The organism is Pseudomonas pseudonitroreducens (assembly GCF_021603645.1).
GTDB classification, from domain to species: Bacteria; Pseudomonadota; Gammaproteobacteria; order Pseudomonadales; family Pseudomonadaceae; genus Pseudomonas; species Pseudomonas pseudonitroreducens.
Map to the genome: position 1 here is coordinate 315,716 of NZ_BQHJ01000004.1, position 20,770 is coordinate 336,485.

Sequence of the window (20,770 nt, forward strand, 5' to 3'; positions counted from 1 at the left end):
CATTGGATTTGTCTTGATGTAGAGATATTCGCCTGCGCCGTCTTTTCGATCAAGCGCTGGTGCCCCACTGGAAGGATGTTTGCCATGTCTCGAAGCGTTTCCCTTGCCGCCTGCCTGCTGGCCGTTGCGCTGGCCGGTCTCAACCTGCGCCCGGCGCTGGCTTCCATCGGCCCGCTGCTGGATGCGTTGCAGGCTTCTACGCATCTCTCCGACAGCCTGGCCAGCCTGCTCACCAGCCTGCCGGTACTGCTGATGGGCCTGGGCGCACTGGGCGCCGCGCAGTTGCTGCGCCACCTGGGGGTGCGCCGTGGCGTTGCGTTCGGGCTGTTGCTGATCGTCCTGGCCTGCATGCTGCGGCTGCTGCCGGGCCAATTCGGATTGCTGGGTGGCGCGGTGCTCGCAGGGCTGGGCATCGCCGCCTGCCAGGCGTTGCTGCCGGTGTTCATCCGCCAGCGTTTCGGCGCGCGGGTGGGTGGGGCGATGGGGGCCTATTCCACGGCGATCATGGGCGGCGCGGTGCTGGCCAGCGTGGCAGCGCCGTGGCTGGCGAAAGCCTGGGGCGAATTACCCGCGCTGGCGTTCTGGGCCGTGCCTGCTGCGCTGGCATTGCCGCTGTGGGTGCGCACCGCGAGGGACGTGGCGCCCGTCAGTGCGGCTGCGCCGGCCTTTTCCAACGTCGCCCGGCGCGGAGCCTGGCTGGCGCTGTTCTTCGGGCTTGGCACTGGCGCCTACGTATTGGTGCTCGCCTGGCTGCCGCCGTACTACACCGCACTCGGCTGGACGCCGGCCCAGGCCGGTGCGCTGCTCGGTGGCCTGACCCTGACCGAAGTGCTTGCCGGCCTGCTGGTCTCGGCGTTCATCGACCGCCTGCCAGACCGCCGCCCGGCGCTGATCCTGGCCATTGCCCTGCTGCTCGGCGGCCTGATCGTGCTGGTGATGTGGCCGGAGCAACGGGTGCTGTTGGCGATGGTCGGGCTCGGCCTGGGCATCGGCGCGCTGTTCCCGCTGTCGCTGATCGTCGCCATGGACCGCGCCCGCAGTCCCGCCGAAGCCGGCGCGCTGGTGGGCTTCGTACAGGGCGTGGGCTACCTGATCGCCGCGCTGTTTCCGCTGCTGGCGGGGGTGGCGCGGCAGTCCATGGCCAGCCTGGCACCGGCCTGGATCGGCATGGCGCTGGTATGCCTGGTAATGCTCGTCCTGGCCTGTCGTTTCGCGCCGCAGCGCCCGGTTGCCGATCAGGCGCAGGCCTGCTGAGTCCATGGCGGCTTCATTCGGGTCTAGGCTGAGTACTTTCGTCCGCCCCAGGTGATCCCGCCATGTCCCTCGTCCTGTTCGGCCACCCGTTTTCCTCGTACACGCAGAAGGTGCTGATCGCCCTCTACGAGAACGCCACGCCCTTCGAGTTCCGCGGCCTCGGCCCGGATGAGCCGGAGAATGGCGCGCACTGGCTGCGGCTGTGGCCGCTGGCGAAGTTCCCGGTGCTGCTGGACGGCGAGCACAGCGTCGCCGAGACCAGCATCGTCATCGAATACCTGCACCTGAAGCACCCCGGCCCGGTACGCCTGTTGCCGGATGACCCGCTGAAGGCGCTGGACGTGCGCTTCCTCGACCGTTTCTTCGATTGGCACGTGATGACGCCGGTGCAGCATGCCGTGCTGGGCGCCATGAGCGGCGAGGCGAGCAAGCGTGCCGAGGGCCTGGCCCACGCGGTGAGCAAGCTCGAGTTGGCCTACGCCTGGCTGGAAGAGCAGCTCGCCGGGCGTACCTGGGCGGCGGGGGACAGCTTCAGCCTCGCCGACTGCGCCGCCGCACCGTCGCTGTTCTACGCCGACTGGACGCATCTCATCGGCGACCAGTACCCGACGCTGCGCGCCTACCGTTCGCGCCTGCTGGCGCGGCCATCCTTCGCCCGCGCGGTGGAGGAAGCGCGACCGCTCAGGGATTTGTTCCCGCTGGGGGCGCCGGATCGGGATTGAGCTTCTCCAACGCCGGGCCGCCTGCTCTTGTAGGAGCGAGCTTGCTCGCGAACAGATTGACCGGCGACTTGGGTGCTGGGCGGTTCGCGAGCAAGCTCGCTCCTACAAAGGGCATCATGCCTGCCGCTGGCCGCCGGCAAAAAAATCCCCCGGCCACTGCCGTGGCCGAGGGATGCAAGACCCGCGCAGGGGATGCGTGGGCGAGGTAGACGGTATTGCTTTCGTAGGAGCGGACTCCGTCCGCGATCGTTTCCCTGCGACTCCGAGCGTGGGCGTGGCACATCGCGGACAGAGTCCGCTCCTACGCGGTCCTCAATAGCTGGCGTTGAGCAACCGGTCGCTTACAGCCGGATCAGCACCGACTTCAGCTCGGTGTAGTGCTCGATGGCGGCGGCGCCCATCTCGCGGCCGAGGCCGGACATCTTGTAGCCGCCGAAGGGCAGCGCCGGGTCCAGCGCGCTGTGGCAGTTGACCCACACCGAGCCGGACTTGATGCGCGGCACCATGCGGTGCACCGCCGCCAGGTCGTTGGACCAGACGCTGGCGCCCAGGCCGTAGGGGCTGTCGTTGGCCAGGCGCAGGGCGTCCTCGATGTCGTCGAAGGGCATGGCCACCAGCACCGGGCCGAAGATCTCTTCCTGTACCAGCGGGTTCTTCTGGTCGACGTCGACGATTACCGTCGGCTTGACGAAGTAGCCGGGGCCGAACTGCTCGCCGCCGCAGGCGATGGTGGCGCCCTTGTCGCGGCCCAGTTCGATGTAGTCGAACACTCGCTTCTGCTGCTTGGCGGAGATCAGCGGGCCCATGTCGATGCTCGGGTCGAGGCCGTTGCCCAGCTTCATGCCGTTGGCGATGCCGGCGATGTCGGCCACCACGTTGTCGAAGTGCTTGCGCTGCACATACAGGCGCGAGCCGGCGCAGCAGACCTGGCCCTGGTTGAAGAAGATCGCCTGGGCGGCGCCGGCCGCGGCGGTGGCGAGGTCGGCGTCGGCCATGACGATGGTCGGCGATTTGCCGCCCAGCTCCAGGGTCACGCGGGTCATGTTGTCCATCGCCGCCTTGCCGATCTGCTTGCCCACCGGGGTGGAGCCGGTGAAGGTCAGCTTGTCCACCAGCGGGTGGTGGGAGAGGGCGGCGCCCGCGGTGATGCCGGTGCCGGTGACGACGTTGAACACGCCGGCCGGGTAGCCCGCTTCCAGAACCAGTTCGGCCAGTTTCAGCGCGGACAGCGGCGTTTCGTCGGCGGGCTTGAGCACCACCGAGCAACCGGTGGCCAGCGCCGGGCCGAGCTTCCAGCAAGCCAGCAGCAGCGGGAAGTTCCAGGCGACGATGGCGCCGACCACACCCACGGCTTCGCGGCGGATGTAGCCGTGGAAGTCGCCGTCGGGCATCAGCGGCATCGACACGTCCACAGTGCTGCCTTCGATCTTGGTGGCGTAGCCGGCCATGTAGCGCAGGAAGTCGATGGCCAGTTGCACGTCCATCACACGGGCGACGGCGGCGCTCTTGCCGTTGTTCAGGCACTCGAGTTCGGCCAGCAGGTCGGCGTCGCGCTCCATCAGGTCGGCGAGCTTCCACAGCAGGTTCTGCCGTTCGCGCGGACGGGTGCGGCTCCAGGCGGAATCGTCGAAGGCCTGGCGCGCGGCGCGCACGGCGCGGTCGACGTCATCGGGGGTGCCGGCCGGCACCTGGCAGAGCACTTCGCCAGTGGCCGGGTTGCGCAGGTCCATCAGGGCGCCGTCGCTGGCGGAGGTCCAGTCGGCGCCGATGAGCATCTTCGGCGCGCGCTGCAGGAAGGCGCGGGATTCGGGCTTGATGGGCAGGGAAGCGAGCATTGCGGTGGCCTCTTGTTGTCTGTTCCTGGAACGTTGAGGCGGAGCATCGCAACGGCTGTGCCAAGGCTGGTCTGTATTTTTAACTTATTGAAATATAACGATTTAATAGATTGATGGGCAGCGCAGAAGAGAAGCCGCTGTCGCACATTGCGACAGCGGCTGAGACGGCGGATGGGTGTTTGCGGAACTGGCTCCGGAGCTGGTCGTCCCCTCTCCCTGACGGGAGAGGGGACTGTTTGGCAGGTACTGAACGTTCACCGCTCACTGGCGACTGAGTCGTGGGCGAGCACCGCTGGCTCGGGTTGCACGGAACCCCCTCTCCCGTCAGGGAGAGGGGTTCTCCGGCGTGGCCCGACACATCAGTTCGTGATATCCCGGTCCTTGGTTTCCGGCAGGAAGAAGATGCCGAGGATCGCCGTCATCACCGCAATGACAATGGGATACCAGAGCCCGTAGTAGATATCCCCGGTAGCCGCCACCATGGCGAAGGCGACGGTGGGCAGGAAGCCGCCGAACCAGCCGTTGCCGATGTGGTAGGGCAGCGACATGGAGGTGTAGCGGATGCGCGTCGGGAACAGCTCCACCAGCCACGCGGCGATGGGGCCGTAGACCATGGTCACGTAGATCACCAGGACGGTCAGCAGCACCAGCATCATCAGGTGGTTGATCTTCGCCGGGTCGGCCTTCTCGGGGTAGCCGGCTTCCTTCAGCGAGGCGGCGAGCTGCGCGGTGAAGACTTCGGACTGCACCTTGAAGTCCGCCGCGGGCATGCCGGCGCCTTCGAAGCTGGCGATGATCTTGTCGCCGATGTGCACCTGGGCCACGGCACCGCTTTCAGCCTTGATGTTCTCGTAGGGAATCGCCCGCTTCGCCAGCAGGCTCTTGGCCATGTCGCAGGAACTGACGAATTTGGCCTTGCCCACCGGGTCGAACTGGAAGGCGCAGGCATTCGGGTCGGCGACCACCGTCACCGGGTTCTTCTCCTGGGCGGCGAACACGTCCGGGTTACCGAACTGGGTCAACCCGTGGAAGATCGGGAAGTAGGTCAGCGCCGCGAGGATACAGCCGGTCATGATGATCTTCTTGCGGCCGATGCGATCGGACAGGCTGCCGAAGAACACGAAGAACGGTGTGCCCAGCAGCAGCGAGCCGGCAATCAGCAGGTTGGCGGTCTGCGGGTCGATCTTCAGTGTCTGCAGCAGGAAGAACAGCGCGTAGAACTGCCCGGTGTACCAGACCACGGCCTGGCCGGCGGTGCCGCCAAGCAGCGACATGATCACCACCTTGAGGTTCTCCCAGCGACCGAAGGACTCGGTCAGCGGGGCCTTGGAGGCCTTGCCTTCTTCCTTCATCTTCATGAACACCGGCGACTCGGCGAGTTGCAGGCGGATGTACACCGAGATGATCAGCAGCAGGATCGACAGCAGGAACGGAATCCGCCAGCCCCAGGCTTCGAACGCCTCGGTGCCGAGCACGGTGCGGCAGGCCATGATCACCAGCAGCGAGAGGAACAGGCCGAGGGTCGCGGTGGTCTGGATCCACGAGGTGAAGAAGCCCCGCTTGCCCTTGGGCGCGTGCTCGGCGACGTAGGTCGCCGCGCCGCCGTACTCGCCGCCCAGCGCCAGGCCCTGGAGCAGGCGCAGGGTGATGAGGATGATCGGCGCAGCGACGCCGATGGTGGAGTAGGCCGGGAGCAGGCCGACCACGGCGGTGGACACGCCCATGATCACGATGGTGATGAGGAAGGTGTGCTTGCGCCCGATCATGTCGCCCAGGCGGCCGAACACGATGGCGCCGAAGGGCCGTACCGCGAAGCCGGCGGCGAAGGCCAGCAGGGCGAAGATGAAGGCGGTGGTTTCGTTGACCCCGGCGAAGAAGTGCTTGGCGATGATCGCCGCCAGGGAGCCGTAGAGGTAGAAGTCGTACCACTCGAAAACGGTGCCCAGGGAGGAGGCAAAGATGACCTTGCGCTCCTCCTTCGTCACTCCGGTGGAAGGCGCGTTGCCCGCGGACGGGCTGTATGTCTGTGCCATGTTCGTCTCCGTCTTGTTGTTGTGTTGGGCCGGAGTCCCTCAATACCGTTACCGCACTCGAGCCCAGGGCTGATGTCAGGTCGTACGGATTGCGCGAAGCTTGAATACAGGCAGCCCTGCGGCACGTCGCAAGGTCAATGAGAAGCATAATCGGCCTGCCGCGGATATCCACTGGCCATCACCGGCAAAGCCCCGGCTGGCGCGGATTGGCACCTGTTCTGGACAAGCGGTGGGAGGTGACGTGTCTGGCTGGCGCCTTTTTCGGGGGCGGTATTCGATGATGGCTTTCTGCCGTTAGACCATCGTCTATAACGGGTGGAGCTGTCTCAGGCTGCTACAGCTGTCGCGATCTGCCACGTCGCATTGCCCATCGCGTGAGCGCAGCCTGCTGTTTCACAAGGATTTTCCCCCCTGGCACGCAACGTGAAGAGCGCTGGGTTTCGCCAAGCGCCGCGTAGGCGCTGCACAAGGAGGCCTGGCTTGAAGAGGATGCATCTGTCGTTGCCGTGGATGGCGGGGTTGCTTGCCGCCGCGTTGAGCTGCCTTTTGCTGTGGTTGCTGCCCGGCATGGGCAACGCTTTGCTCTGGGCGCTGGCGGGTCTGATTGCCCTGGGCGCCATCCGCCATGAGTGGCGAGGGCTGGCTTGGCCGATTGCCGTCGGTGCGCTCTGCGGCGCCTGCCTGGCGCTGGCGTTGCACCTGGTGGCCGATCATTTCCAGTTGCGTTATGCGTGGCTCTACAGCGCCGCGGCGCTGCCGGCCTACCTGAAGTTTTCCAACCTCTGGGGTGGCGACGAAGGCACGGTGCTGCTGCTGGCGACCTTCTGCATGGCGATCGCCCTGAAGAGTGCTGCGCTGCGCGGTTGGGCGGGGCGCGGCATGGCGCTGATCGCTGCCTGGTATGCCGCCACCGCCGCCTGGCTCGGGCCGTTCAGTGCGACGCCGGGGGACTGGCTGGCGGCGCAGCCGAGCCAGGGCATGAATGCGCACCTGCAGACCTTCTGGATGTCGCTGCATGCGCCGCTGATTCTCTGTGCCTACGCCTGGGTACTGGCGCCGGCCGGTGCCGCGCTTGAAGCGCTGGGGCGGGGCGGGCACGCCTACGCCTGGGTGATGCCGCGCTACAGCCGTCGTGCCTGGCTGATCCTCAGTGCCGGTATCGGCGTCGGCATGGCCTGGGCCATGGAGGACTTCACCTACGGTCAGCTGTGGCACTGGGACCCGGTGCAGACCTCGGCCTTCATCATCTGGGCGCTGCTCGGCGCGGTCCTGCACGGTGCCCGCCGCTGGCGCGCGGACGGCGCCTACGCACGCCTGCTGCCGGCGCTCAGCCTGCTGGCGGCGGCCATGGCCTGCGGTGCCATGGCGGTGACTCGCAGCACTGTGCTGGCCAGTTCGCACCGCTACATCGGCACCACGTCCTGGCTCAGCCACCTGGCGTTGGCGGCAATCCTGCTGGCCCTGGCGGCATTCCACCTGCTGGCCGGATGGCGATCCCGCAAGCGGGCAGGGCGGCGCGGAGCCTCGGACTGGACGCTGGACGTGGCCATCTGCCTGTTCGCCGGCACCGGCCTGCTGGCCCTCGGCGCGCTGCTCCAGGCGCACCTCTACGAATGGCTGGGGATGGAGCGGCCGAGCGAGCTGAAACCCTTCTTCGAGACGCTGACCGCCTGGGCCACCACCGCCGAGATGGACAGCCTGCGCCGCGCCTTCGACCAGTGGGACGTCAACGGCTACGGCCTGGCGCACTGGGTGGTGCCGCTGCTGGCGGCCCTCGGCCTGATGGGCGGCTACAGCTTCCTGCGCCGTTGCGGGCGGCCCCGGCTGGCGCTGCTGGCAAGCGCCCTGATGGCCGCCCTGATGCTCTGGACCGGCTGGCGCGGCGGTTGGCTGAGCGGCGGCTACAACGGCGACGGCATGCTTTCGCAGAACATCGTGCGGGTGCTGCCCTGGCTGGACGCGGCGCTGCTGGGGGGCGCCTTCCTGATGGGCAGTTGCCTGCTGTGGGGTGTGCAGAGCCTGTGGCGCAGCCGACGCCTGGGCAACCTGCGCTACAGCGGCGGGTTGGCGCTGGTGCACGGCGGCGCGGTGATTGCGCTGGTGGGCGGGTTGGCCGCCACCGCGCTGAACAGCTACCAGCAGATCAGCATCCCGCCGGGTACTTCCTTCGAGCAGTGGCACGCGGTGATCGGCGGCATGCAGATGCGCGTCTCGCCGGACTCCAGCCGCCCGGATTTCTCCGGTTACCACGCGGTGGCCAAGGTCGAGCTGCGCGACGGCGAACAGACACTTGCAGGCCACGCGCTGTTCCAGGACAGCCGCGGCAACCCGCCGGCCTACCAGGGCCCGGTTCGCCAACTCTGCGAAATCCTCGACTACCACTACGCACGCTTCGCCTCGGACCGCGGCTACGTGCTGCATCCCTTCATCGTCCGTGGCTGGAGTGGCGACCTGCAGATCTGGGTGCCGGCTTCCGCAAGGCTGCTCAAGCAACCCGGTGACGACATCGAGAGCGTGGTGGTGGTCCGTCGCTTCCCGTTCCTCTCGCTGGTCTGGATCGGCCTGCTCACCATGCTGTTCGGCGCCCTGATGCTGCCGGTGGGCGGCACTTTGCGCAGGCAGGACCATACTGCTTCGCAGGGTGTCTCACAGGCCCTGTCTCAGAGTTAGACAGCAATCGCGAAATGTGACGTCGCAACCCCGGTGCCACCCGCCGGGCGTGCCGGCAAGTACCGCCGAAAGCCTGATTCGGCGGGGTTTGCACAGTAGTGGCACACAACCTGCAAAACCGCTTTGAAGAGCTCGCTCTTAGCCCATCGGTGGGCGCCAATAACCAACAAGAATACCGAGGAGGCCTGACCTTGAAGATGACACGACTTCGGCACTATCTGGGTGCCGGAACCCTGGCCGCACTGGCTCTTGCGCTGCACCAGACGGCCCAGGCCGCACCCGAGGGCCAGGCGATCATCAACGCCAAGTGCCAGGCGTGCCACACGCCCGAAGGCAACAACTCCCTCAGCCGCATCAGCCACCAGCGCAAGACTCCCGAAGGCTGGCTGATGAGCATTGGCCGTATGCAGGTGATGTACGGCCTGAAGATCACCGACGAGGAGCGTCGCGCGGTGGTCAAGTTCCTCGCCGACAAGCAGGGCCTGGCACCCAGCGAGACCGACGGCGTGCGCTACGCCCTGGAACGCCGGCTGAACACCGTCGAAACCTTCGATACCAACTTCGAGCAGATGTGTGCCCGCTGCCACTCGGCCGCGCGTATCGCCCTGCAGCGTCGCCCGGCGGCGGAATGGGAGAAGCTGGTGAACTTCCACCTCGGCCGCTGGCCGTCGCTGGAGTACCAGGCACTGGCCCGCGACCGCGACTGGTTCGACCTGGCGAAGAAAGAGATGGTCCCGGAGCTGGCCAAGCGCTTCCCGCTGGAAGACAAGGCCTGGAGCGACTGGCAGAAGAACCGGCCGAAGGCCGAGGCGCTGGCCGGCGAGTGGAGCTTCGCCGGGCACATGCCGGGCAAGGGCGACGTCGCTGGCAGCATGAAGGTCAGCAAGGACGGCGACGACGCGTTCAAGGTCAGTGTGAAAGGCCAGTACGCCGACGGTACGCCGTTCAACGGTGACGGCAGCGCGGTCCTGTACAACGGTTACGAATGGCGCGGCGCGGTGAAGGTTGGTGACGTCACTATGCGCCAGGTGTTCGCCGCCCTGAACGGCCAGATGCAGGGCCGCATGTTCGACAAGGCCCACGATGAGCGCGGCCTGGACTTTGTCGCCGCGCAGAACGGCACCAGCCGCGTGCTGGGCGTGCAGCCGGCCTACCTGAAGGCCGGTGCCGAGACCGAAGTCAGCGTCATCGGCAGCGGCCTGAAAGGCAAGCCGTCGTTCGGCCCGGGCGTCGAGGTGGTGTCGGTGGTTTCCGAGACTCCCGAACGCGTGACCGTCAAGGTCAAGGCTGCCGACTCCGCTGCCGTCGGCGAGCGCGATGTTGCTGTGGGCAGCGCCAAGGGCGGCAGCCTCGCGGTGTACAAGGACATCGCCGAAGTGAAGGTGGTGCCGGAGTTCTCCATCTCCCGCATCGGCGGCAATGGCGGCTCGACGCCCAAGGTCCAGGGCAGCTTCGACGCCGAGGCCTGGGGCAAGGGCGCCGACGGCAAGCCGTTCCGCATCGGCGTGTTCCCCGCGCAATGGTCGGTGGAACCGTTCGACGACCGCGCCAAGGAGGACGAGGACGTGAAGTTCGCCGGGGTGATGGACGCCGACAGCGGCATCTTCACGCCGGGCGACGCCGGCCCGAACCCGGCGCGCAAGATGATGACCAACAACGCCGGCAACCTGAAGGTGATTGCCGCAGTGGACGACGCCGGCCAGTCGCACAAGGGCGAAGGGCACATGATCGTCACCGTGCAGCGTTGGAACAACCCGCCGATCCCGTAAACCTCGGGCTCGGATGAACTGAACGCGTGAGTCCCGCCTTCGGGCGGGCACATTCCAAGAGTTCCGGGAGGTCGCCATGGGCGCCATCTTGAATCTGGTCGAACGCAACCTGCACGAAGTGCAGGTCGACGCCGACCGCCTGTTGTTCCATATCCCCAGCTCCTCGCTGTTCGCCAGCGACGCGCTGACCGGCGGGATCATCGACGCGCTGCGCGGGCATGCCTGCTCGCCGGACGAGCTGACCCAACGCCTGGCCGGGCGCTTCGGCGCCGAGGAAATCGACGAGACCCTGCGCGAGCTGATCGCGCTGGAACTGGTCAGCGACGGCTCGCCGCTGACCCCTGAAATCGGCATCAGGAAGGTTGACCGCACCGCGCTCAACACTGTGGTGCTGAACGTCAACACCGGCTGCAACCTGAGCTGCACCTACTGCTACAAGGAAGACCTGGACAAGCCCTCCGCCGGCAAGAAGATGGGTGCGGAAACCGCCGAGGCCTCGGTGGAAATGCTGATCCAGGAGTCCCCCGACGAGCAGCGCTACACCGTGGTGTTCTTCGGCGGCGAACCGCTGTCCAACCGCCCGCTGATCGAGCACATGGTCGCGTACTGCGAGCGCCGTTTCGGCGAACTGGGCAAGACGGTGGACTTCGTCATGACCACCAACGCCACGCTGCTCACCGAGGAAATCGTCGACTGGCTCAACGCCCATCGCTTCGGGCTGTCCATCAGCATCGACGGACCGAAGACGGTGCACGACCGCAACCGCATCACCGTGGGCGGGCAGGGCACCTATGACGTGGTGCGGCGCAAGGCCGACATGCTGCTGTCGCGCTACACCGCGCGGCCGGTCGGCGCGCGGGTGACGCTGACCACCGGCGTCACCGATGTCGAGACCATCTGGAACCACCTGTTCAACGAGATGGGTTTTGCCGAAGTCGGTTTCGCCCCGGTCACCTCGGGCGATATCAGCAGCTACAACCTCACCGGGGACGAGCTGAAGGCGGTCTTCGCCGGCATGAAGGCCCTCGGCCGGCGCTACCTGGACGAGGCGCTGCAAGGGCGCAACATCGGCTTCTCCAACCTGCACCAGCTGATCACCGACATCCACGAAGGGCAGAAGAAGGCCCTGCCGTGCGGCGCCGGGCTGAAGATGCTGGCGGTGGACCACAAGGGCGAGCTGAACCTGTGCCACCGCTTCACCGGCTCCTCGCTGCCGACCTTCGGCAACGTGCATGAAGGGGTGAAGCAGGCCGAGCTGAACGAGTTCCTCTCCCAGCGCCTGGATCGTACCGACACCGGCTGCGCCAGCTGCCATATCCGCAACCTCTGCTCCGGCGGCTGCTACCACGAGAGCTATGCGCGCTACGGCGACCCGGCGCACCCCACCTACCACTACTGCGAACTGATGAGGGACTGGGTCGATTTCGGCATCGAGGTCTACAGCCGGATCATGGCTTCCAACCCCAGCTTCATCGACCGCCACATCACTCCGCGGAAGGCGCACTGACATGAAACATCTGAAAGCGATCAACACCAAAGCACAGAAGCTCGAACAGGCCGCCGCCGAGGATCGCATCGAGGACGTGGTGGCGATGAACTCCGTGGCCGGTTGCGCGGCCACCACCGACCCGGGCTGGGAAGTCGACGTGTTCGGCGGCGTGTCCTCGCTCTGCCAGCCGATGGAAGCGGACCTCTACGGCTGCTCCGACCCTTGCTGGTGGCCGGCCCAGGTGCCGGACATGATGAGCACCTACCCCGACTGGAACAAGGATGCGCAGGCCTCGGCCGAGAACTGGCGCAACCTCGGCACCGTATTCCCGGACGACAAATGAGCGGACTGACGAATATCGGCCCAAAGAGCATGGACCAGAAGAACAAGAGGAAAACCTGCATGTCCAGAAAAGCATTCGCCGCCGCGCTCGGCGGCCTCTCGCTGGCCTGCGCGCTGCAAGCCGTCGCCGCCGATGCCGGCGCCGACACCGGCAAAGCGCTGGAAAGTGGCCACGAGTACCTGATCAGCACCAACTACCCGAACAACCTGCACGTCATCGACATGCAGACCGACAAGCTCTACAAGACCTGCACCATCCCCGGCGCCTATGGCCCGGGCATGACCCAGCTGTCGCCGGACCGCAAGGTTGCCTACATCCTCAGCAACCACTATGCGGACATCTATGGCATCCAGCTCGATGACTGCAAACCGGTGTTCCACGCCACCATCGCGCAGAAGCCGGGCGAGAACGCGCGGGCGATGTTCTCCATGACCGTCAGCCACGACGGCAAGGAGATCTACGCCATCGCCAACCCGACGCTAATCCTCTCCGAACACTACGAAGTGCAGCAGCCGCGCCTGCAGGTCTACTCGGTGGCCGACGGCATGGGCGCCAAGCCGGTGCGCACCTTCCCGGCGCCGCGCCAGCTGACCATCATGCAGAGCGGCGACGACGGCACCCTCTACGTGGCGGGCCCGGACATCTACAAGGTGGACGTGAAGACCGGCAAGTTCGACGTGATCATCCCCAGCCGCAACTGGAAGCGCCCCAACTACGCGCCGCCAGATGTGCTCTACGTGTGGAACCAGCAGACCTACCCGCGTGACTTCTCGCTGCTCTACACCACGGCGAAGTTCAAGGACGCCAAGCAGGACATGGCCACGGCCGATTTCCTCTATGGCTTCTTCAATATCGACCTGGCCACCGGCAAGACCGAGACCGTCGATTTCGGCCCGGTCACCGAGGTGTACTTCAGCGGTATTCGCTCGGCCAAGGACCGCAACGTCATCTACGGCGTGCTGAACCGCCTGGCCAAGTACGACATCAAGGAGCAGAAGCTGGTCAAGGCGGCGAACCTGGACCACTCCTACTACTGCCTGTCGACCAACAAGGCCGGCAACAAGCTGTACCTGACCGGCACCCTGAACGACGTGGCGATCTACGATGCCGACAGCCTGGAGCGCATCGGCGATCTGAAGCTGCCCGGCGGCGACATGGCGATCACCACCAGCCAGGCCTTCGTGGCCAACTGATTCACCTTGCTGTAGCGGACTGCCCGGAGCACTTGCGTGCTCCGGGCAGTTTCGTTTCCGGCCCGCAATCCCGGCTCAGATTTCCGGGGCGGGCCTCAGGTACCGCTGCGCCCCGCAGCGCGCACAGCGCTGGCACAGCATCGGCACATGGCCGACCTCGGTCAGATTCCCTTCATCCCAAACACAGCCCAGGAAAAAGCAGCGCAATCGCATGTGTCCTCCTCCGGCAACGCCGGTGTTGAGACAGGCAGAAAGGTGCAGGTGTGGGTCCCGGCTTGTTCTTGTGTGGAGACGCCCGAGAGGTTCTCGCGAGCGCTCTGGAATGGGCAACCTAAACCGCCCAATGGCCTTCATGGCCCGTGCGGTGCGGTCTGCCGCCACGCCGGTTACCACTCGTCACCCTCAGGGAATGGACCTTGACAGTTAATATTATGAGCATAATATTCACCTTCAGATGACGGCCATAATCTTAATCAGGTCGGACATTCCAGACGGCCAACCGGCCCTACCCACCTTGCATGCGGGGCAACCGCCTCACTGGAGACAGAACCATGAATGCCAAATCCGAACTGGGCCGCGCACTGATCACCGGTGCTTCCTCCGGCATCGGCGCTACCTACGCCCAGCGCTTCGCCGCCCAGGGCTATGACCTGCTGCTGGTCGCCCGCGACCAGCAACGCCTGGAAGCCCTGGCCGCGCGGCTGGGCGAGGAGTACGGGGTTTCCGTGGATGTGCTCAAGGCCGACCTGACCCGCCGCGAAGACCGCGCCCGCGTCGAAGCGCGCCTGGCTGAGGACGGCAGCATCAGCCTGCTGCTGAACAACGCCGGCGTGGCGATCAACGGCACCCTGCTGGAGACCGACCTGGACCGCCTGGAAAGCATGATCGAGCTGAACGTCATCGCCACCGCGCGCCTGGCCGGCGCTGCCGCCAAGGCCTTCGCCGGTCGCGGGCGCGGCACCATCATCAACGTGGCCTCGGTGCTGGCCCTGGCGCCGGAACTGTTCAACGGCAGCTACAGCGCCACCAAGGCCTTTGTGCTCAACCTGAGCCAATCCATGCAGCAGGAACTGGCGCCGCAGGGCCTGCGTATCCAGGCCGTGCTGCCGGGCGCCACCCGCACCGAAATCTGGGACCGCGCCGGCACCGACATCTCCGCACTGCCGGCGGAAATGCTGATGGACGTGAACCACATGGTCGATGCCGCGCTGGCCGGCCTGGCCCAGGGCGAAGTGGTAACCCTGCCGGCGCTGCCGGATGCGGGCGAATTCGAAGCCTTCACCGCCGCGCGCCTGAAGATGACGCCGAACCTCTCGCGCAGCGCGCCGGCGCAGCGCTACGGAGTTGCAGTGGGCTAACCGAGTAACTGAGTGGCGAAAAGCTTGCCCCGGCCTGGCGCCGGGGCTTTTTTATGCGCGGCTCTTTGTAGGATCGAGGGGGACGCCTAGTCCTTGCTCGCGAACCTGCAAGGCACGGTGCCAAGCGGTTCGCGAGCAAGCTCGCTCCTACAGGTGCCTGATTCCCCGGAGCAAAGCTGTCACACGTAGGAAGGGTGGGGCGCAGGGGCGTAGGGCGAATAACCTGGAACAGGTTATCCGCCGGCCCTTTAACGGCGGATAACGCTGGCGCGTTATCGCCCTACAAAAGCGCCATTCGCACCTGCTGTGGGAGATTCACTCCGCCGCGCCAATCTCCCGCTTGAGGTGCCGCCGCGTGCTCTCCAGGATGCGCTCGGCCAGCTCGGTGTCCGCCACGCTGCGCGACAGCACCAGCGCGCCGATCAGGGTGGCGAGGAGGGCGACGCTTTCATCCTCGGCATGTTCGCTGGGCAGCGCCTGCTCGATGGCTTCGATGCGCGCCTGGACGATGGCGTCCGTGGTGGCGCTGGCATGCCCTCGGGCGCCCAGTTCGGCAGAGATGGTCGGCAATGGGCAGCCCTTGCCCGGTGTGTTGCGGTGGCCGGTGGAGAGGTACTGGTCGATGAAGCCGGGCAGCGGGTCGTCCTTGGCGAACTGCTGGTCGACTATCGGGCGCAGTTGCTCGGCGGCCTGCTGCAGGGCGATTTCCACCAGCTCGTCCTTGGACTTGAAGTGCGCGTAGAAGCCGCCGTGGGTCAGGCCCAGCGCCTTCATCAGCGTCTGCAGGCCGGTGGCGTCGACGCCTTCGCTGCGGAAGCGCTGCGCCGCCTCGTTGATGATGCGTTCGCGGGTCTGGGCCTTGTGGTCTTCGGAGTAACGCATGACCGGGTGTCTCCTGCGGTGCATGGAATGCTGGGTGACATTCTAACGCAGGGTGGGTTCGGGGAGGTGATTCAGCGCAGACAGGGCATGCGCCGAAGGCAATCGCGGACGGAGTCCGCTCCTACGGGACTCAGCCTCGGGTAGGAGCGGACTCCGTCCGCGATGTTTTCGCACCGCTCGAAAACTCTCCTTGCAGGAGCGGGTTCTCAGCTCAGCGAACAGCCTCCAGCAACGTCGCCACACCTTGCCCGCCACCAATGCACTGGGTGGCAACGGCATAACGCCCGCCGGTTTCCTTCAGCAGCGCCGCCGCCTTGCCGGTGATGCGCGCGCCGGTGGCGCCCAGCGGGTGGCCGATGGCCAAAGCGCCGCCGTGCAGGTTGACCCGGTCGATATCCAGTTCCAGGCCGCGCAGGCAAGCCAGGGCCTGGCTGGAGAAGGCTTCGTTGATTTCCACCAGGTCGATGTCGGCCATGCGCAGACCCGCGCGGTCGAGCAGCTTGCGGGTGGCGTAGAGCGGGCCCATGCCCATGATTTCCGGCGGGCAGCCAACCACGGCGACGGCTTTCACCCGCGCCAGAATGTCCAGCCCGTGGGCACGGGCGAAGTCTTCGCTGCACACCAGCACGGCCGCTGCGCCATCGGTGAGCGGCGAGGCGGTGCCGGCGGTGACGCTGCCGCCGAACGCCGGTTTGAGCTGCGCCAATGCTTCCAGATTGGTGCCGGGGCGGATGCAGCCGTCCTCGTTGACCACTCCGTTTGGCGTGTCGATGGGCACGATTTCCGCCGCCAGCAGCCCTTGTTCACGGGCGCGGGCCGCCTTGGCGTGGGAATCCACGGCCATGGCTTCCTGGTCCGCGCGCGAGATGCCGAAGCGCTCGGCGACGATTTCCGCTGTCTGCCCCATGGGCATGTAGGCCTGCGGAAACTCCGCCAGCAGGCGCGGATTGGGCGAGAGGTTGAAGCCACCCATGGGCACGCGGGTCATGGATTCCACGCCAGCGCAGATGAACGCATCGCCTGCACCGAGCTGGATCTGCCCGGCGGCAAAATGAATGGAGGTCATGGATGAGCCGCAGAAGCGGTTTACCGTGGCGCCGGCCACCGTTTCCGGCAGCCCGGCGAGGAAGCTGGTGATGCGCGCGATATTCATGCCCTGTTCGGCCTCGGGATAGGCGCAGCCCATGATCAGGTCCTCGATCAGGCTGGCATCCAGGCCGCTGCGTTGTACCAGTGCCTTGACGGTCTGCGCGGCGAGGTCGTCCGGGCGTACGTCGATCAGCGCGCCCTTTTTGGCGAAGTGGAAGGGAGAGCGGGCATAACCCGCGATCACTACGGAAGTCATGGTCGGTCTCCTGAACAGCTGTCAGCGCCCGAGGATCAGGCAGGTGGTGGAACCGGTGGCGTAGAGCTTGCCGTCGACGTCGTAGAGACGGCCTTCGGCCAGGGCGGTGGAGCGGCCGACGTGCACGATCGTGCCCTCGGCGCGGATCGGCCCGGTGTCGCGGGTCAGCGCGCGGATGTAGCTGATGCGCAGGTCGGTGGTGGTGTAGCCCAGGCCCGCTTCGAGCATGGTGTGCACCGCGCAGCCCATGGCCGAGTCCAGCAGCGTCGCCGCGTAACCGCCGTGCACGGTGCCCAGCGGGTTGTAGTGGCGCATGTCCGGGGTGCCCTGGAAGATGAAGCGCCCCTGGCTCCATTCCAGCGGGACGAAGCCGATCAGCGCGTTGATCGGCGGGGCGGGCAGTTCACCGGCGCCGATGCCGTCGAAGAACTCCTGGGGTGTCTTGCCACGCAGTTCCTGCAGGGCAATCACGCCGGGCTCGGCCAGGCGCTGGCGCATCTGCGCGGCCGCCGCTTCCCAGGCGGCAATCTTCTGTTCACGGGTCAGTGTCAGTTCGGTCATCGCGGGCTCCAGCACTTCGAATAAATATTACGGTCATCATACTAGCATTGAATGATGATCGGCATATAAGTGACGGAAGCGCCATCCAGCAGGGCTGAAGCGACAGCAATACAAGGGGAAGGAGAGGGCGCTGGCGGAGCGGGCTCCGCCAGCGCGGGGGGAGCTTACTCGGCGGTGGCGGTCATGCCGGCCGCGCGCGCCTGGCTGCGCTGGGCCTTGTACTGCAGGGCGACGGCGGGCACCGGCGAGGCGACGCCGGTTTCCACCCAACGGCGGATGCGCGCGGCGTCGGCCACATGGGTGCGCTTGCCGAAGGCATCGAGCAGGGCCAGGGCGACCGGGCGGCCATTCATCATGGTGACCATCACCAGGCAATGGCCGGCGTCGTTGGTGAAGCCGGTCTTGGTCAGGCGGATGTCCCACTTGCCATTGCGCACCAGCGGGTTGGTGTTGAAGAAGCTCAGCGAGTAGCTGGGCTTGCTGAAGCGCGCATCGCTGGTCGCCGTGGTGCTCAACTGGCGGATCTGCGGATAGGTGTAGGCGGCCTTGGCCAGGCGAATCAGGTCATTGGCGTCCGAGACGTTGTGGATCGACAGGCCGGTGGGCTCGACGTAGCGGGTGCTGGTCATGCCGAGGGATTTCGCCTTGGCGTTCATCGCCGCGACGAAGGCCCTGGAGCCGCCCGGGTAGTTGTGCGCCAGGCTCGCGGCAGCGCGGTTTTCCGAGGACATCAGGGCCAGCAGCAGCATGTTCTGGCGGCTGATCATGCTGCCCAGGTGGACGCGGGAGAACACGCCTTTCATTTCGGCGGTCTCGGAGATGTCCACGGGGATCAGTTCGTTCATCGGCAGCTTGGCATCCAGGGTGACCATGGCGGTCATCAGCTTGGTTACCGAGGCGATGGGTACCACCAGGTTGGGGTTGCTGGAGTAGAGCGTCTTGCCATTCTCCAGGTCGACCACCAGTGCGCTGCCGGAGGCAAGCACCAGATCTTTCGGGGAGGCCGCCTTGGCGGGAGTGGCGGCGACGGAGTTCGATGTACAGACAACAGCGGCGCAGGCAAACAGCAGGCTCAGTATCGAACGACGAGTAGTCATGGATGTGATTCGCAAGCGTTGAGTGGGAATTTGTCTACATCCATGTAGGCATTTTCGGCGAATTCTACTGCAAGGCCTGCGTTAGCGCACGTGGCGCGGGGCGTCTCAGTTTGCGACAGCCTGAGACGTATCGATGGCCTTCGGGCAAGGCCACGACTGGTGCTGGCAGCCGCGGTGGGGCAGCTTGCCTGAGCTGTTGCGAAATGCAACCGCCGCGGCTGCCTGGCCGACCGCCGAAACTCTTCTCAAGGCCTCGCCAGCTATGGCTTTCAAGCCGAATGGCACGCTTTGTGAGTAGCTATCCTGAATGATGCGGAGGCGCCCACTGCCATCGCGCCGCCGATGGTCGGGGTTGCGTTTACCTTTACGTTAACGTAAACATTCCCCGTCGCCCGCGACCGGTCAGTCAGGCCGGCGGGGTAGGTTGGCTCCCGGTGCTTTGGCACCGCTGCCAGAGCCGATCGTTCAGCGTTGATCCCAGAACAAGCACAACAAGGGAAAGCCATGAACCACCTGAGTTACACCCGCGGCCCCCAGGACAAACCCCTGCTGGCCATGACCGTCGGCGCGGCCTTCGACGCCACGGTAGAGCGTTTCGCGGCACGCGAGGCTCTGGTCGTGCGTCACCAGAACCTGCGCTACACCTGGGCCGAACTGGCCGAGGTGGTCAATGGCATCGCCCGCGCTTTCCTCGCCCTCGGCCTGCGTCCCGGCGACCGGCTGGGCATCTGGGCGCCCAACTGCGCGCAGTGGTGCGTCACCCAGTTCGCCAGCGCCAAGGTTGGCGCGGTACTGGTCAACATCAACCCCGCCTACCGGGTGAATGAGCTCGAATACGCGCTCAAGCAGTCTGGCTGCCGCTGGCTGGTGTGCGCCGATGCGTTCAAGAGCTCCGATTACCACGGCATGCTTGCCGACCTGCTGCCCGAGCTGGGGCAGGGGCGCCCGGGCGAGCTGTCCAGCGACCGCCTGCCGGAGCTGCGCGGGGTGATCAGCCTGTCCGATACCGCGCCGTCCGGCTTCCTGCGCTGGAGCCAGCTGGAGCCGCTGGGCCGTGGCACGTCCGCCGCCGAACTGGCCGAGCGCCAGGCGCTGCTGCAGTTCGACGAGCCGATCAATATCCAGTACACCTCCGGCACCACCGGCTTCCCCAAGGGCGCCACGCTCAGCCACTACAACATCCTCAACAACGGCCTGATGGTCGGCGACAGCCTCGGCCTCACCGAGCAGGATCGCCTGGTGATCCCGGTGCCGCTGTACCACTGCTTCGGCATGGTGATGGGCAACCTCGGCTGCCTGACCCACGGCTCCACCATGATCTACCCCGCGCCCAGCTTCGAGCCCGAGGCAACCCTGGCTGCGGTGGCGGAGGAGAAGGCCACCGCGCTGTACGGCGTGCCGACCATGTTCATTGCCGAGCTGGACCATCCGACCCGCCGCGACTTCGACCTCTCCAGCCTGCGCACCGGCATCATGGCCGGCGCGACCTGCCCGATCGAAGTGATGCGCCGGGTCATCGACGAGATGCACATGGCCGAGGTGCAGATCGCCTACGGCATGACCGAAACCAGCCCGGTGTCGCTGCAGACCGGCCCGGAAGATGACCTGGAAACCCGCGTCACCACCGTTGGCCGCACGCAGCCGCACCTGGAAAGCAAGATCATCGACGCCGACGGCCGCATCGTCCCGCGCGGCACCATCGGCGAACTCTGCACCCGTGGCTACAGCGTGATGCTCGGCTACTGGAACAACCCGCAGGCGACTTCCGAGGCCATCAGCCCGGCGCGCTGGATGCTCACCGGCGACCTCGCCGAGATGGACGAGGCCGGCAACGTGCGCATCGTCGGGCGCAGCAAGGACATGATCATTCGCGGCGGCGAGAACATCTATCCGCGCGAGATCGAGGAATTCCTCTACACCCACCACGCCGTGGCCGATGCCCAGGTGATCGGCATTCCCGACGAGAAGTACGGCGAGGAACTGGTGGCCTGGGTCAAGTTCCACCCCGGCCACCGCGTCGAGGAAGAGGACCTGCGCGCCTTCTGCAAGAACGCCATTGCGCACTTCAAGGTGCCGCGGCACTTCCGCTTCTGCGACGAGTTCCCGATGACGGTGACCGGCAAGATTCAGAAGTTCCGCATGCGCGAGATCAGCATCGAAGAGGTGCGCGGCAAGCGTGGCTGAGCGTTCGACACCTTCCTGCGCCCACGCGCGCGTTC

The 20,770-nt window shown here is 66.1% G+C and carries 16 protein-coding genes; 9 read left to right on the forward strand and 7 right to left on the reverse strand.

Translation table 11 applies throughout. The features are described from left to right. Positions 1 to 84: 84 nt before the first annotated feature. Entirely contained in the window at positions 85 to 1,254 is a 1,170-nt protein-coding gene (locus tag L6D89_RS11995; RefSeq protein ID WP_236199835.1) for an MFS transporter, read from the forward strand. Between the two features lie 62 nt (positions 1,255 to 1,316). Next, the gene (locus tag L6D89_RS12000; protein ID WP_236199836.1) at positions 1,317 to 1,976 is read left to right on the forward strand and encodes a glutathione S-transferase family protein; all 660 of its coding nucleotides are present in this window, start codon (positions 1,317 to 1,319) and stop codon (positions 1,974 to 1,976) included. A gap of 341 nt (positions 1,977 to 2,317) precedes the next feature. Here the strand turns inward: L6D89_RS12000 and L6D89_RS12005 are convergent, their stop codons facing one another. Together L6D89_RS12005 and L6D89_RS12010 are read right to left on the reverse strand one after the other, a co-directional pair. Next, complete coding sequence (locus L6D89_RS12005; protein WP_236199837.1) at positions 2,318 to 3,811, reverse strand: aldehyde dehydrogenase family protein; 1,494 nt, start codon at positions 3,809 to 3,811, stop codon at positions 2,318 to 2,320. Between the two features lie 359 nt (positions 3,812 to 4,170). Further along, positions 4,171 to 5,844: an MFS transporter gene (locus L6D89_RS12010; protein ID WP_236174593.1), complete on the reverse strand. Its 1,674-nt coding sequence runs from the start codon at positions 5,842 to 5,844 to the stop codon at positions 4,171 to 4,173. A gap of 489 nt (positions 5,845 to 6,333) precedes the next feature. Between L6D89_RS12010 and ccsA the strand changes: the two genes are divergently transcribed. The 5 genes from ccsA (at position 6,334) to peaD (ending at position 13,308) form a co-directional block, all read left to right on the forward strand. Beyond that, positions 6,334 to 8,514, forward strand: a complete 2,181-nt coding sequence (ccsA, locus tag L6D89_RS12015) for a cytochrome c biogenesis protein CcsA (protein WP_236199999.1) — start codon at positions 6,334 to 6,336, stop codon at positions 8,512 to 8,514. 197 nt (positions 8,515 to 8,711) lie between these two features. Beyond that, positions 8,712 to 10,283, forward strand: a complete 1,572-nt coding sequence (gene peaA / locus L6D89_RS12020; protein WP_236200000.1) for a quinohemoprotein amine dehydrogenase subunit alpha — start codon at positions 8,712 to 8,714, stop codon at positions 10,281 to 10,283. Between the two features lie 76 nt (positions 10,284 to 10,359). Continuing rightward, the gene (gene peaB / locus L6D89_RS12025) at positions 10,360 to 11,790 is read left to right on the forward strand and encodes a quinohemoprotein amine dehydrogenase maturation protein (RefSeq protein WP_236199838.1); all 1,431 of its coding nucleotides are present in this window, start codon (positions 10,360 to 10,362) and stop codon (positions 11,788 to 11,790) included. A 1-nt stretch (position 11,791) separates the two neighbouring features. Continuing rightward, entirely contained in the window at positions 11,792 to 12,115 is a 324-nt protein-coding gene (qhpC, locus tag L6D89_RS12030; protein ID WP_015477047.1) for a quinohemoprotein amine dehydrogenase subunit gamma, read from the forward strand. Positions 12,116 to 12,174: 59 nt separating this feature from the next. Next, positions 12,175 to 13,308 carry a quinohemoprotein amine dehydrogenase subunit beta gene (gene peaD / locus L6D89_RS12035; RefSeq protein ID WP_082450592.1) on the forward strand — a complete coding sequence of 378 codons (1,134 nt, stop codon included), beginning with the start codon at positions 12,175 to 12,177 and terminating at the stop codon, positions 13,306 to 13,308. 75 nt (positions 13,309 to 13,383) lie between these two features. Here peaD and L6D89_RS32775 read toward each other — a convergent pair whose 3' ends face one another. Then, entirely contained in the window at positions 13,384 to 13,662 is a 279-nt protein-coding gene (locus tag L6D89_RS32775; protein WP_373873611.1) for a PSPA7_2676 family Cys-rich small protein, read from the reverse strand. A 197-nt stretch (positions 13,663 to 13,859) separates the two neighbouring features. On the opposite strand from L6D89_RS32775, the gene L6D89_RS12040 reads away from it, so the two are divergent. Further along, on the forward strand, positions 13,860 to 14,666 hold the full coding sequence (locus tag L6D89_RS12040; protein WP_236199839.1) for an SDR family NAD(P)-dependent oxidoreductase: 807 nt from the start codon (positions 13,860 to 13,862) through the stop codon (positions 14,664 to 14,666). A 315-nt stretch (positions 14,667 to 14,981) separates the two neighbouring features. Here L6D89_RS12040 and L6D89_RS12045 read toward each other — a convergent pair whose 3' ends face one another. From L6D89_RS12045 to pbpG, 4 genes are all read right to left on the reverse strand, one after another. Further along, a complete protein-coding gene (locus tag L6D89_RS12045; RefSeq protein WP_236174598.1) occupies positions 14,982 to 15,548 on the reverse strand; it encodes a TetR/AcrR family transcriptional regulator in 567 nt (188 codons plus the stop codon). A gap of 211 nt (positions 15,549 to 15,759) precedes the next feature. After that, complete coding sequence (locus L6D89_RS12050; protein ID WP_236174599.1) at positions 15,760 to 16,893, reverse strand: thiolase family protein; 1,134 nt, start codon at positions 16,891 to 16,893, stop codon at positions 15,760 to 15,762. Positions 16,894 to 16,914: 21 nt separating this feature from the next. Next, the gene (locus tag L6D89_RS12055; RefSeq protein ID WP_236200001.1) at positions 16,915 to 17,391 is read right to left on the reverse strand and encodes a PaaI family thioesterase; all 477 of its coding nucleotides are present in this window, start codon (positions 17,389 to 17,391) and stop codon (positions 16,915 to 16,917) included. Between the two features lie 227 nt (positions 17,392 to 17,618). Further along, positions 17,619 to 18,551: a D-alanyl-D-alanine endopeptidase gene (pbpG, locus tag L6D89_RS12060; RefSeq protein ID WP_236174600.1), complete on the reverse strand. Its 933-nt coding sequence runs from the start codon at positions 18,549 to 18,551 to the stop codon at positions 17,619 to 17,621. Positions 18,552 to 19,055: 504 nt separating this feature from the next. Here pbpG and L6D89_RS12065 point away from each other — a divergent pair. Then, positions 19,056 to 20,735, forward strand: coding sequence for an AMP-binding protein (locus tag L6D89_RS12065; RefSeq protein WP_236199840.1), 1,680 nt, complete (start codon positions 19,056 to 19,058; stop codon positions 20,733 to 20,735). The last annotated feature ends 35 nt before the right edge of the window (positions 20,736 to 20,770 follow it).

What these genes read in the sequence shown, in the direction of transcription:
- L6D89_RS11995 (WP_236199835.1), top strand. Translation starts at nt 85, where the DNA reads ATGTCTCGAAGCGTTTCCCTTGCCGCCTGCCTGCTGGCCGTTGCGCTG.
- L6D89_RS12000 (WP_236199836.1), top strand. Translation starts at nt 1,317, where the DNA reads ATGTCCCTCGTCCTGTTCGGCCACCCGTTTTCCTCGTACACGCAGAAG.
- L6D89_RS12005 (WP_236199837.1), bottom strand. Translation starts at nt 3,811, where the DNA reads ATGCTCGCTTCCCTGCCCATCAAGCCCGAATCCCGCGCCTTCCTGCAG.
- L6D89_RS12010 (WP_236174593.1), bottom strand. Translation starts at nt 5,844, where the DNA reads ATGGCACAGACATACAGCCCGTCCGCGGGCAACGCGCCTTCCACCGGA.
- ccsA (WP_236199999.1), top strand. Translation starts at nt 6,334, where the DNA reads ATGCATCTGTCGTTGCCGTGGATGGCGGGGTTGCTTGCCGCCGCGTTG.
- peaA (WP_236200000.1), top strand. Translation starts at nt 8,712, where the DNA reads ATGACACGACTTCGGCACTATCTGGGTGCCGGAACCCTGGCCGCACTG.
- peaB (WP_236199838.1), top strand. Translation starts at nt 10,360, where the DNA reads ATGGGCGCCATCTTGAATCTGGTCGAACGCAACCTGCACGAAGTGCAG.
- qhpC (WP_015477047.1), top strand. Translation starts at nt 11,792, where the DNA reads ATGAAACATCTGAAAGCGATCAACACCAAAGCACAGAAGCTCGAACAG.
- peaD (WP_082450592.1), top strand. Translation starts at nt 12,175, where the DNA reads ATGTCCAGAAAAGCATTCGCCGCCGCGCTCGGCGGCCTCTCGCTGGCC.
- L6D89_RS32775 (WP_373873611.1), bottom strand. Translation starts at nt 13,662, where the DNA reads ATGAAGGCCATTGGGCGGTTTAGGTTGCCCATTCCAGAGCGCTCGCGA.
- L6D89_RS12040 (WP_236199839.1), top strand. Translation starts at nt 13,860, where the DNA reads ATGAATGCCAAATCCGAACTGGGCCGCGCACTGATCACCGGTGCTTCC.
- L6D89_RS12045 (WP_236174598.1), bottom strand. Translation starts at nt 15,548, where the DNA reads ATGCGTTACTCCGAAGACCACAAGGCCCAGACCCGCGAACGCATCATC.
- L6D89_RS12050 (WP_236174599.1), bottom strand. Translation starts at nt 16,893, where the DNA reads ATGACTTCCGTAGTGATCGCGGGTTATGCCCGCTCTCCCTTCCACTTC.
- L6D89_RS12055 (WP_236200001.1), bottom strand. Translation starts at nt 17,391, where the DNA reads ATGCGCCAGCGCCTGGCCGAGCCCGGCGTGATTGCCCTGCAGGAACTG.
- pbpG (WP_236174600.1), bottom strand. Translation starts at nt 18,551, where the DNA reads ATGACTACTCGTCGTTCGATACTGAGCCTGCTGTTTGCCTGCGCCGCT.
- L6D89_RS12065 (WP_236199840.1), top strand. Translation starts at nt 19,056, where the DNA reads ATGAACCACCTGAGTTACACCCGCGGCCCCCAGGACAAACCCCTGCTG.